The 13,096-nt window shown below is 37.1% G+C and carries 5 protein-coding genes and 3 pseudogenes; 3 read left to right on the top strand and 5 right to left on the bottom strand.

The features are described from left to right. Window positions 1-83 precede the first annotated feature (83 nt). The 3 genes and pseudogenes from V7K38_RS04085 to V7K38_RS29555 all read right to left on the bottom strand — a co-directional run. Entirely contained in the window at window positions 84-1,454 is a 1,371-nt protein-coding gene (locus V7K38_RS04085; RefSeq protein ID WP_334855647.1) for a hybrid sensor histidine kinase/response regulator, read from the bottom strand. Between the two features lie 262 nt (window positions 1,455-1,716). After that, window positions 1,717-3,653 (bottom strand): annotated as a pseudogene (locus tag V7K38_RS04080) (GGDEF/EAL domain-containing response regulator). Next, window positions 3,650-4,069, bottom strand: a pseudogene (locus V7K38_RS29555) (response regulator); the annotation flags it as partial. The pseudogenes V7K38_RS29555 and V7K38_RS04080, both read right to left, overlap by 4 nt. Window positions 4,070-4,725: 656 nt before the next feature. Here V7K38_RS29555 and V7K38_RS04070 point away from each other — a divergent pair. Then, a pseudogene (locus V7K38_RS04070) lies at window positions 4,726-6,424 on the top strand (IS1634 family transposase). 903 nt (window positions 6,425-7,327) lie between these two features. Here V7K38_RS04070 and V7K38_RS04065 read toward each other — a convergent pair. Both V7K38_RS04065 and lepB read right to left on the bottom strand, forming a co-directional pair. Further along, window positions 7,328-8,113, bottom strand: coding sequence for an MOSC domain-containing protein (locus V7K38_RS04065; RefSeq protein WP_334855856.1), 786 nt, complete (start codon window positions 8,111-8,113; stop codon window positions 7,328-7,330). Between the two features lie 181 nt (window positions 8,114-8,294). Further along, the gene (lepB, locus tag V7K38_RS04060) at window positions 8,295-8,936 is read right to left on the bottom strand and encodes a signal peptidase I (protein WP_334855642.1); all 642 of its coding nucleotides are present in this window, start codon (window positions 8,934-8,936) and stop codon (window positions 8,295-8,297) included. Between the two features lie 488 nt (window positions 8,937-9,424). Here lepB and V7K38_RS04055 point away from each other — a divergent pair, with 488 nt between their 5' ends. Further along, window positions 9,425-10,744: a dihydroorotase gene (locus V7K38_RS04055; RefSeq protein ID WP_334855639.1), complete on the top strand. Its 1,320-nt coding sequence runs from the start codon at window positions 9,425-9,427 to the stop codon at window positions 10,742-10,744. 379 nt (window positions 10,745-11,123) lie between these two features. After that, window positions 11,124-12,308: a patatin-like phospholipase family protein gene (locus tag V7K38_RS04050; protein WP_334855638.1), complete on the top strand. Its 1,185-nt coding sequence runs from the start codon at window positions 11,124-11,126 to the stop codon at window positions 12,306-12,308. The last annotated feature ends 788 nt before the right edge of the window (window positions 12,309-13,096 follow it).

Genomic DNA, 13,096 nt, shown 5'->3' with positions numbered 1-13,096 from the left:
GGGCATTGGGCATTGGGCATTGGGTATTGGGTATTGGCTTTTCATTCCCCCTTTAAACGGCAATTTACCGAATTTGCTGTTGGCTAACGCTCAGGTTGCTCGATGGGAATTTCGATCGCAAACTCTGCTCCTTGCCCAATAGCAGAAGTACAGGTAATATTTCCTCGGTGTTTTTGGACGATAATCTGATAGCTAATAGATAATCCTAGCCCACTACCTTTACCCACAGGTTTTGTGGTAAAAAATGGGTCAAATAAACGCGATCGCAACGATTCTTCTATACCAGGGCCATTATCTGCGATCGCAATTTTGATCGTATTCAATGTCACCTCTGTGTGAATCCTAATTTGAGGAGTAGGGAGGAGCCATTGCGATTTTGAGGTTTCTCCAAGTGCAGCAATTGGCGCATAACCATTATCAAGTGGCATTAGCGAATAAGGATTAGAAGATTGATTCCCCAATTTCTCTTCTATTGCATCGATCGCATTATTCAACAAATGCATAAATACTTGGTTTAGTTCACTTGCATAACAAGTGACTAGGGGTAAATTACCATAATCTTTCACTACAATAATTGCGGGACGGTTTACTGCTTCCCTAAGTCGATGTTGTAACATCACCAAAGTGTTTTCGATGTCTTCATGGATATTTACCCGCTTCATCTCTGCTTCATCATGCCGAGAAAAGTGTTGTAGCGCCACGACTATTTCCCGAATGCGATCTGAGCCTCTATACATTGCACCTATAAGATTTTGCAAATCGTTAATTACAAAATTTAGGTCTATATCTTTGGCTATTTGCTGAATTTTGGATGTAGGTTTTGGATATTCTTGTTGATAAGCCTCAATCAGATTTACTAGGTCTTGCACATATTGACCAGCATATTGGAGGTTGCCATAAATAAAACTAATGGGGTTATTAATTTCATGAGCCAGCCCAGCCACTAGCTGCCCCAGCCCTACCATTTTTTCGTTTTGAATTTGTTGAACTTGAGCAGATTTCAAGTTGTCCAGAGCCTCTTGTAATAAAAAATTTTTTTCTTGTAGTTTAACTTGGAGCAAACGTAAATTAATCTGATTTTCAATTCGTAATACAACCTCTGCCCCATGAAAAGGTTTAGCAATATAATCTACACCACCAACATCAAAGGCTTTTACCTTATCTACAACATCATCCAGAGCGCTGATAAAAATTACTGGAACTTCGCAAGTCTTATCGTCAGCTTTTAGTTGTTGACAAACTTGATAGCCATCCATGTCTGGCATATTGATATCTAGCAAAATTACATCTGGTAAAACCATTTGACACGCAGTTAGCGCCATTTTACCGTTTAAGGCTTTGCGAACTTCAAAACCTTGTGCAGTCAACATTGCTGATAAAAGCCGTAAATTATCTGGGGTATCATCGACTACCAAAACATTTCTTTTATGATGGTTAGTTTGATTAAAATGCATTATTATCAAAAGCTATGCGTATAGTGACTGAGGATAGTAAATGCTGAAATTACCCTGATATTTGTTGATTAACTTCACCAAAATAGTTATATTTATAGTCTAACTCTCACTGTGGCTGAGAGGATAGTCAACAATCAAAACTCTTGGCCATTGATGAACTTTACGAACTTGATAGGCTAGTTATAGCAGTATATTAAATAGCACGTATAAATTATCTAGCCGATCGTCAATAAGTATATTTTCACCAATTGCTACTTGATAGCTACCATTGAGGTACTGCGGCAAGTAACTTAATAGCTAATTGTTGTTCTATGGGTTGAGAAAATAGATATCCTTGAGCAAAATTACAATTTAAACTTCTCAACATGGCTAACTGTTCTTGTGTTTCGACACCTTCAGCGATCGCACTCATGCCCATTGAGTTGGCAATGCCAATCATTGCTGGTACTAGCCCCATATTCTCTTTATTATGTTGCATACGTTTGACAAAAGATTTATCAATTTTGAGTGCATTTAAAGGAAAGCTGTGCAGGTAGCTCAAAGAGGAATATCCTGTACCAAAGTCATCCATAATCAACTTTATTTTTCGCTGTTTTAATTGGTTAAAAATTATTTTAATTGGATTAGTATTTTCCATTATTACACTTTCTGTAATTTCTAATTCTAAATATGCAGGATTTATTTTAGTTTCATAAATTATACGATCGATTTGTTCTACAAAATTCGGTTGCAAAAATAACTTAGCACTCAAATTGACACTCATAGTTAGAGGCTCTGGTGTCACTGGATGATTTTGCCAGATGCTTAATTGATTACAAGCTGACTTTAATACCCAAGTATTTATAGCATTAATCAAGTCTGTTTCTTCTGCTACAGGAATAAATTCTGTGGGAGCAACTAAACCACGAATCGGATGTTGCCAGCGCACTAAGGCTTCAAATCCAGAAATTCTGCCTGTTGTTAGAGAAATAATTGGCTGATAGTAAACAACGAATTCTTGCCTTTTAACAGCCCTTCGCAGGTCATTTTCTAACTCTAAAAGCTGAATAGCTTCCTCGTGCATCGCTGGATTGAAAACATGATATTTGGCTTTTCCTTGAGCCTTGGCTCGATACATTGCCGTATCAGCATCACGTAGTAAATGCTCTGGGCGCTCGTAATCTTTATTACCCCATGTTATGCCAATACTGGCATTCATAAATACTTCATATCTTGACAGTTTAAAAGCAAGTGATAGCTGTTGCAGAATCCTTTCAGCAACTTGGATTGCGATGTTAATATCTGTGATATTTTCTAGGAGAATTCCAAATTCGTCACCGCCCAATCGTGCTAGAGTATCAATAGGTATGAAACATGCTTGTAGGCGACGAGCGATCGCTATCAGTAACTCATCTCCCACCAAATGCCCAAGGGAATCATTAATAACTTTGAAGCGATCGCAGTCTAAAAAAAGTACCGCAAACTGATAATTAGATTCTTGCTTTGCCCGGTTGAGAGCGTTCTCTAGTCGCCTCATAAACAAAACTCGATTTGGTAATCCAGTCAGTGAATCATGCAACGCTATATCTAGCAGTTGACTTTGCAACTTCTGGCGGGAATTGATTTCTTGTTGAAGTTTTTGCAGAGCTTTTTCTAACTCCCCAGTTCGTTCCTTTACCCGATATTCCAGTTCAATATTTAGTTTTAATATTTCTAATCGTGCCGATCTCAATGCCAGTTGATTTTGCACCCGCACTAAAACTTCTTGAAACTCAAAAGGTTTGGTGATATAGTCTACACCACCTACCCTAAAAGCTTTAAGTTTGTCAAAAACATCATCTAAAGCGCTAATAAAAATCACCGGAATATCGGCTGTTAGCTCCCAAGCTTTAAAGGTCTGACAAATTTCATAGCCATCTACTTCTGGCATCAAAATATCGAGTAAAATCAGGTCGGGCAACAGTGTTTGAGTTGCTGTCAGCGCCATTTGCCAGTTTAAGGCTTTCCGAACGTTACAGCGCTTCCGGCTATTATGCAATACAGTTTTCCTCTTGCCCCTCTTCTATCATAGCTTTCAGCTTTGAGAATGTACCTCATAGCTGCCGTAAGTGCTGTATACCCTTCCCTTGTCAATATTGAGGATAAAACCCGCAGGTTATCCGCCATATCGTCAACGATCAAAATATCTTTTTTATTAGGGTCTAAATGCTCGTACTTCATTCTAAGTTTGTTCTAGTCAATTCCATAATTTTTTCAAACTGGTAGTTATTTGCTAAATCCCTGAGAGCTTGGGCAATCTGAACATGATCTGAGGGAATTTGCTGGATTAACTGTAAAATTAGTTCATCACTACAACTAGCTGCGGCATAGTGGATCTTTTGCAGTCAATCAGATGGCATTTGCGATAAAAGGCTTAAAAGTTCAGCAATACTGACAAATATCTGTGTAGCTTGCTCGGTAACTGCTATGTTTAGATTTTCTACTTGATTGGTATACTTTACACCCAGATGTTGGCTCAGTTTTTCCAATAATACTTCCTGTGTGAATGGCTTGCGAATAAAATCGTCGCAGCCAATGGACAAAATTTTCTGGCGATCTTTTTCAAAGGCGCTAGCTGTGAGGGCAATAACGATCGTGTGTTGCTTGTAACAATTCTCCCATGCCTCAGAGATGTCCGCAGGGAGAGCCAAGGCTGTTGGCGATACGAAAGATAGCCCACAAGTCCCACCGCCCCAAAAATTTGCAATATAAAGGGGACAATCAGAACATACTTTAGGGGTATCTTGGCCTAAACTTTGTCAACTAAGCAATTAAGAGATTTAATGGGCTGAAGTTTGGATAACATTGTTGTTTAATTCTTCCCCAGCATATATTCGGGGCTTTTTTGCTACGTCAGCTACATTTTATACGATACAATTTACGGTGTGTCATCACTTTGACTCTGACATTTCTCAATACTTCTTGGATAACTAATCTTTACATCCCACATTCCGCACCCCCCAGTGTCATACCCCAAGGAAACGGATATATTTAGTACATAGGAACTAATGAGTGGGAGAATTGACTAGAATTTATTAGATCTAAATAGGAATTATTGCTATTAAATTAGATATATAGTCAAAAAACTTGGACTTTGTGCAAAATTTTGGTTTTTAGGTTATTTTGATGGAAAACTTGGTTCAAAATCATTGAAAGCTTTATGCTCAATGACTATAAAAAGAGAAAAACCTGGTTTGAATCAATAGAAAAATGAGAAAATTTTAACAGATACTTTGGTGGAGTTTCTGTTGCCATGTTTAGTACAAAAGACCTGGAATTGAAGAAGATAGACCATTTAGGGATAGTAGCAGGAATAGTTGATTCAATAGGGATTGTAGAAATAATTAATAATTTAGTAGGGTCAGAGTCTGAAGAAAAAGTCAGTGCAGGTAAGGTAGTAAAAGCGATGATTTTAAACGGTTTAAGTATGATGTCACAGCCGTTATATATGTTTCCAAAATTTTTTGAATTAATCGCTCCTCTTGCAAAGTTGGACGGGACGGAAACCGACACCGCCCACTTTGCGCTGTGAACATTTAATTGGTGAAGGAATAAAAGCCGAATATCTCAATGATGATAAATTGGGTAGAGTATTAGATAAACTATTCATAAAAGGACTAGATACAGTATTTTTAGCAATTAGTTTAAATGCAGTAAAAATATATCAGATATCACTCTCATCATCACACTTGGATTCAACATCCTTTCATGTAGATGGAGAATATGAAAATAGTTTACCATCAGTAATATTTAAGAATCAAAAAGAATCAGGTTCACTAGAAAATGAAGAGAGCCAATCACCTCAAGCGATCAAGCTGACCTACGGTTATTCTAGAGATCATCGTCCAGATTTAAAACAATTTATTACACAATTAGTATGTTCAGGAGATGGAGATATACCAATATATATAAAATCAGTATCAGGAAATGAAGTTGATTCTAAAAAATTTGGAGAAATAGCAGTCGAATATCAAAAAAGGATACAAGTTGATAGTTTGATAGTAGCAGATAGTGCATTATATACAGAATCAAATATCAAGTTAATGTCGAGTTTAAAATGGTTGACTAGAGTACCATTGACGATAAAGTCAGCAAAAAGCTTAGTAATGAGTTTAGCAGAATCGGAATTTGTGAAAAGTGAAAAAGCCGGATATTCTTATGCCGACAAGAAAATAACTTATGGAGATATAGAGCAAAGATGGTTAGTTGTGCAAAGTCAAGATAGAAAAAAATCTGACTTAAAGAAATTATCAAAGAAAATAGAAAAAGCTTTGAGTAATACTCAAACTAAGTTAAAAAAGCTGTCGCAAGAAAAATTTGCTTGTGCTGCTGATGCTAGAAAGGAATTAACCAAAATAAGTAAAGAATTTAAATATCATCAAATAGAAAATATCGAAGTTATCGAAAAAAAATCCGATATCAAAGAAGAAAATCAGTCTAAAGACTATCAAATTTTAGCAACTGTTGATGAAAAAAAGGATGTTATTGACCAAGAAATATTAAGTGCAGGAAGGTTTATAATTGCCACAAATGTTTTATCAGAAAAAGAACTGAGTAAAGAGAAAATGCTGTCTGAATATAAAGCGCAGCAATCCTGTGAGCGAGGATTTAGTTTTCTCAAAAATCCTTTATTTTTAGCACATAGTATTTTCCTGAAAAGCCCAGAAAGAATAGAGGCATTAGCAATGATAATGGGGTTATGTCTGCTAGTCTATACTCTAGCACAAAGAGAAATTAGGGCTGCTTTAAAATCCTTAAACTCTAGTATAAAAAATCAATTGGGCAAAGCCATCAACAATCCAACAATGCGGTGGATATTTCAATGTTTTCAATCAGTTCATCTTGTTACTTTTCAATAAGAAACAGACTTTTATAATTTGACATCTGAGATGAAGTACATTCTCTTATTCCTCCCAGAAGCTTGCCGTAATTACTACAGATATATAAGTTAATTTATCGATATTATGAATACTTTAATCATATAATTAGACTCATTAATAAAATTAATGAGCTTAATTTATAATGCTGTTTTTAAGTTTATTTCTGGAGAGACATAAGTTATGATGAAGTCTCAATAGTTTAAACATAAAATTATGTTATTTATTGTTCTAAAAACCACTCTCATTATTTATTGCTTCTTATTGAGAACACATCTGAATCAACTTTCCTACCTAAAATTTATTTTTTTATAGATAAATGTATTTTTTTACTCTTTCTTCATCAATTTACCTCCGTAATAACCGCCTGTGACACTAGGGGGTGCGGAATGTGGGTTACATACAACCTCAATTCAGTAATTTCGGAAAGCGGGCTAGGGAGTCAGATTTTTTGATTACTGAATCGATGCTTTAATGCAATTTGGAAATTGATTTTAGAGAAAATGGTAAAGAATGAATTTAAACTCTTACCCTTTAACCAAGAAGTATTGTGAAATTCCTGAAAAAATTGAGTATAAAAAAAGCATTAAGAATTTTGTTCGTATACTTGTCTGACTAGTTAAGTTTCTCAAACCCCCAATTTTAAACTTTGCGGTAGGCGTAGTCTGTCGTAGATATCGCGGCTTAAATTTGCTTAGTTTTATCTGGCAATATATTCAGTACATTTCAGTGGATAAACCAAAATTTAACCGATCAGGTATAGTATGCCATTCAAAAATTCAGGTTGCCATTAACACCCAATCCTAAATTTAATTTCTAATTACTGAGGTCTTGATTTTTTGTTTCAAAATCTCTGGAATTGTACAAAAACCTATATTTAACTACAACAATTTTAAAATTGTCATGCAAATAACACAGTAAAAACAAAAAAATCCAAGAAAATTTACTTAGTATTTTTCTGATGAATAAATGTTAATTTTATTGGATAAATGTGTCAATTTTATCGCCAATTCGTAAAATTTTTCCGGCTGAGGATTGGGGCAATTGGGTATTAACACTCAATCGGTAAAAGTGATTAAAAGGTGATGCAACAACCCAATTAGGTAGAGTTGCTTGTCGTTGAGTTGCAAAGATTTTTTGAAAGTTTGGGTAAGCTTCGCCTAAGTAAGAATCGCGTGTTGGAACTATACAACGCTGGCATGGATTAACCCCAAAAAAATCCACATCCCCGACTCGAAAAGAAACTAAATCACCTTGTTGACTAAATAGCTGATCTTCCCAAAATGCTGGTACACCATCAATCTCGATATTGGCACGCATTCGACGGCGGATTTCATCTACACTTAAACCAGGGAACCAAGAAGCGACTTCTGCCAACGTTGCTGTACTAATTACCGTTGGGCCTGGTGAGTGTGTATCATCAGGAAAGCCCATCAGAGAGTTTTGCCCAAATGTGACAGCAAACTCAAAATAATTACTCAAAGTTGCTTCTAACGCTTGCCGTTCGTCATCCAGATGAAAAGTTTGTTGTGAGTCAACACCTGGAATTTGCAGCGAGATAGTTCTATTTAAGAGTGCAAATTGCACCCTTAATAAATGGATTTTAGCATGACGCTTGCCATTGACAAATTTACCCCGTTCGTCAAAAATAGCAAACTCGCGGTCATGCTGTAGTGCGCCACTGGCAAGAACTCCAGCCTTCTCAACTTCAATACCATCAAGTGATTTAACTGGATATAGTAAAATCTTGGCTAGGTAAGGCATCATAGCGATTTTGGATTTTAGATTGGTGATTTAGCAGTCCCTAATCTAAATAGGATTTACGCAAAACTATACACGGTAGGGGCAATTCATCAATTGCCCCTACATCGAAATCTTTCTTTTCGGGCATTGTTTGCGTAAGTCCTGTAAAATCTAAAATTATCTTGTTACTAATTTTGTTAACTTATGGATATACTGGCGATTTATCTATTCCCCCGATATGATTTAGAGGCCAGAAGCGAACTACAGCCCGTCCAATAATATTCTGGCGGGGGACAACACCCCAGCAGCGGCCATCATAACTATTAGTGCGATTATCACCTAATACTAAGTATGAATCATTTGGTATAGTCTGGGGTTTTGCCAAAAAAGGTGGCTGTGGCCCTGACTGGCAAACATCAATAACTGTGGTTTGACCAGAAGCGAGATAATTAGCTTCTGGTAGCGGTTTGTTGTTAATATAAACTTTGCCATCTCTCAGTTGTACCTGTTCTCCAGGTAAGCCAATTACCCGTTTAATAAAAGCATCCTGATATTGTTCTTTTTGTAGCTCTTTCGTAGGTGAAAATACTACGATATCTCCGCGTTGCGGATCGGCAAATTTATATTTCAACTTATCGACAATAATTTTGTCTGCCTCCCACTGGTTTGGCGTACCATGCAGAGTTGGTTCCATCGATCCAGAAGGAATCCAGCGTGCTTCAGCAACAAAGGTACGAATTCCCAGAGCTAGAACAATACTTAATACAATTGTTCTACCTAGCTCTGCGATCCAGGAATTATCAGGTTGTTGACTAGAGTTATTATCAGACACTTTGTTTTGCATGAAATTACTTAACTGAAGGAAACATGTAGGTAATTAACTGCCTAGTGAGACTTTATCTGTTAATCTTAACGAGAAAACTTTAATTTTCTAGTTATGTTCGCATCTTGGCTACCAATTTTAGATTGTAGATTTTAGATTTGGGGTATTTTATTTGGGTTATAACTCGCCTCTGGTGGGCGAAACCAATTTCAAATTCCCAAGCTGTATCTTTTCTAGGATAGGACTTACGCAAAATTGTCTCAAAAACCTGATTTGTCCTAGCGGTAATTCATGAATTACCACTACTTCAGAACTTTTTTGCGTAAGTCCTGTAGGATAAAGTCAATCCCAAATCCGAAATCCAAAATTGATTGGCGAAGTTCTTCATAGATTAAAAATAAACTTTTTTAACAGGCGGCAAAAATTTAACACTGAGAGCGCGACTAAGTTTAGCCTAAAATCATAGTTGTCTGTAATATATAGCTCCCTCTGTGAACAAAGTTAGTCCTATGTCATCTTCAAAAAGTTTACTGATTCGCCGCGCTCGCATAATTCTACCCAATGGTGAACTAATGATTGGGGATGTGTTGACGCGCGATCGCCAAATAGTCGAAGTTGCGCCAGAAATCTCCCAAACAGCACTAGCCACTGAAATTGACGCAGAAGGATTAACTTTGTTGCCAGGAGTTATCGATCCGCAGGTACATTTCCGCGAACCTGGACTAGAACACAAGGAAGATTTATTCACTGCCAGTTGTGCCTGTGCTAAAGGCGGAGTCACTTCCTTTTTAGAAATGCCTAATACGCGCCCCTTAACAACGACACAGCAGGCTTTAGACGACAAACTACAACGCGCCTCACAAAAGTCCTTGGTTAATTATGGCTTTTTTATTGGGGCAACAGCAGAGAATCTCCCAGACTTGCTTTTGGCCAATCCCACACCGGGAATTAAAATTTTTATGGGGTCGATGCATGGTCAATTGCTGGTTGATGGTGAAACAGCACTGGAGGTTATATTTGCTAAAGGTAATCGCTTGATAGCCGTTCACGCCGAAGATCAAGCTAGAATCAACCAACGTCGCCAAGAATTTGCCAATATCCACGATCCAGCCGTTCACTCGCAAATTCAAGATAATCAAGCGGCTTTGTTGGCAACTCAACTAGCATTAAAACTGTCTGAAAAATATCAACGTCGTCTGCATATTCTCCACATGTCAACAGCCGAAGAAGCAGATTTACTGCGTCAGAATAAACCTAGTTGGGTGACAGCAGAGGTAACGCCACAGCATTTGTTATTGAACACTAGTGCTTATGAAAAGATTGGTACTTTAGCACAGATGAATCCACCGTTGCGATCGCCCCACGATAACCAAGTCCTTTGGCAAGCTTTGCGCGATGGCGTGATTGATTTCATCGCTACAGATCATGCACCCCACACCTTAGAAGAAAAAGCTCAAGAATACCCCAATAGTCCTTCAGGAATGCCTGGGGTGGAAACTTCCCTAGCTTTGATGTTAACTGCGGCAATGCAAGGAAAGTGTACTGTTGCCCAAGTTGTAAACTGGATGTCTAAAAATGTAGCTGTAGCTTATGGTATTCCCAACAAAGGAGCGATCGCACCTGGTTATGATGCCGATTTAGTGCTTGTAGATTTAAACACATACCGTCTAGTCCGGCGTGAGGAACTTTTAACCAAATGCCGTTGGAGTCCCTTTGAAGGCTGGAACCTTACCGGCTGGGCTACAACCACCATTGTTGGTGGTGAGATAGCTTATGATAAAGGTCAAGTAAACACGCAAGTGCGGGGTCAAGCTTTAACTTTCTTGTAGCAAATATTTATTTAATATTACGTAATAGACAAATAATTATCCATCAAAGCCATACTTAAACGGGCAAGATTTTCATCTATCCAGGGTCAAGATTAGACCACCAGATCCGTCGTAGGGGCAATTCATGAATTGCCCCTACGACACGGATCTATTTACCATCAATGAATGATTAATAAGTAAGTCGGTCAAATTAAATATAAAACCTCACCCTGCCTGCGGCTTCCTAAGGAGAAGGATTGAGGGTGAGGTTTGATCTTATATTTAATTACGCCTACCTACTTAAAAACCTGAAACGGCCTATTTACGTTGATTCACAACATGATTGTTTTGTACAGTGCGTAAGTCCTAATAGCTATAGAAATAATCAAGGAGAATTGCTATGTCCTTCAAAATTTTAGCTTTAGACGGTGGCGGTATTCGTGGAGTCATTGCAGCAAAAATACTTCAACAAGTAGAACAAGAAATTAGAAATCAGGGCAAAGGAAACTTCTTACACGAATACTTTGACCTGATTGCTGGCACTTCTACTGGTTCAATATTAGCAGGAGGGATTGCAGTAGGAAAAGAGAGTGATGAACTTATTAAACTGTATACAAATAGAGGTCAAGAAATATTTCCGCCCGATAGAAAAGATCGCTATAAAAACTTGCCATCTATTATCAAATCAATTATTGAGGTATTTTCAGAATCTAAATATTCTCATGATGGAATTATTAGCGTCCTTAAAGATGCGTATAAATCCACAAAAATAAAGGATATTGAAAAACCTATTATCTTGATTCTTGCTTACGATACTCTATATCGGAATACAACCTTTTTTACAAACTGTCATCCTGATTTAGGAGACAGATGGTACGATGACTGTTATTTATGGGAAATATGTACCGCTTCTGCCTCAGCCCCTACTTTTTTCCCACCATATAAATTAGAACCTCTAGATAAAGATAAATTTGGTGATTGGGAATTTCCCCACATTGATGGAGGAGTTTCTGCTAACAACCCCTGTCTTGCAGCATTGAGTCTAGTTATGAGGATTAGTCAATCTCCACTATCTTCAGTATCTTTAGAAATCAAACAAAAATATAAACTGGATAATCTGCGATTAGACGATATTTCTATCCTTTCTATTGGTACAGGTCAAACTGGTGAACCATATCAATATAAGCAAATAAGCAAATGGAGAGGCTTAGACTGGGTACAAAATCTGACTAATATCTTTATGGAACCGACATCTGAGATTGATAGTACGATTTGCCGACAAATTATGGGTGGATATGAGTCTAAACGTTACTTACGTCTTCAATTTGACTTAAATGAGACATTTAAGCCTAAGCCAAAAGAGACTTATAAAGATCCTCGCATTGTATTACCTCCAGAAGACCGAAAAAACCGATTTACAGGCAAACAAGTCACTGAAGAAATAGATAACACTAGTCCAGAGATTATTCAGCAGTTAATAGATACTACCTCTGCATTCATTGATAAAGGTCTTACTTACTATACCAGAGACGATTCTGGCTATCCAATAAAAGAAGCGATCGCTTCTTTCATTAAAGATAACTAGTGCATTCACTTATGCGAATTAATGTCAACTAAATATAGGATAAAACATCTCGTGTTTCTACGAAAATTATGTAAAAATACGAGATGTTTTATTTAAAATTGTTAACATCAGTATTCATTACAGATGTCTAAAATTACTTAAATTGATTTTTAGACATTGATAAATCAGTATTATTGTGTATAGATTATGACTTTTGTTTGGGTATATTAAGTATAAGGAAAAGTTAGACATTGATGTTGTTTAACTTTTCTCTACTAGCTTTGGCCGCTAAATAATCCAGATTTATTCTTTTAATGACAGTAGAGAATTAATCGGGTTAAACCAAGCTGACTAAGTTATGCAAAACTCTCATTAAACCCAACAACAGGTTACATTTTCTTAATTCATCCACTATCTAAATCAGTTTTTTAACTGATTATTTCAGCAATAAAGCTACTGTTACAAAAATTTTCATTTATTTTGGCTTTAGATAACAATGTTAGTGATTGACAGTGGTGAGCGTGGTAGTGGTAGATAGAACGAGCATGGATTTCTCCCTCGACTATTTACAGAAATTTTATGGTACTGTGTTCAATAAAGTGGGATTTCTCATACTTAATAGGACTTACGCACACTCTACGAATTCTCTGCGTCCTTCTCTAACGAGATGCTGCGCGTTCACGTAGTGTCTCGTAGAGAAGGGGACTTGGCGGTATGCCTCCGGCACGCTACGCGAACGATAAATTAAACTTTTTAGCTATTTTTGCGTAAGTCCTGCTTAAGTTGGGAGATGAGCTTAAATGGCAGCA

It is taken from the genome of Nostoc sp. (assembly GCF_036917465.1).
In the GTDB taxonomy this organism is placed as follows: domain Bacteria; phylum Cyanobacteriota; class Cyanobacteriia; order Cyanobacteriales; family Nostocaceae; genus Nostoc.
Note: the sequence above shows the minus strand (reverse complement) of the source record. Positions and strands in the feature narration are given on the sequence as shown.

Excerpts from the sequence above, each read along its gene's own strand:
- V7K38_RS04065 (WP_334855856.1), bottom strand. The coding sequence starts at position 8,113 with ATGCCTTACCTAGCCAAGATTTTACTATATCCAGTTAAATCACTTGAT.
- lepB (WP_334855642.1), bottom strand. The coding sequence starts at position 8,936 with ATGCAAAACAAAGTGTCTGATAATAACTCTAGTCAACAACCTGATAAT.
- V7K38_RS04050 (WP_334855638.1), top strand. The coding sequence starts at position 11,124 with ATGTCCTTCAAAATTTTAGCTTTAGACGGTGGCGGTATTCGTGGAGTC.
- V7K38_RS04055 (WP_334855639.1), top strand. The coding sequence starts at position 9,425 with ATGTCATCTTCAAAAAGTTTACTGATTCGCCGCGCTCGCATAATTCTA.
- V7K38_RS04085 (WP_334855647.1), bottom strand. The coding sequence starts at position 1,454 with ATGCATTTTAATCAAACTAACCATCATAAAAGAAATGTTTTGGTAGTC.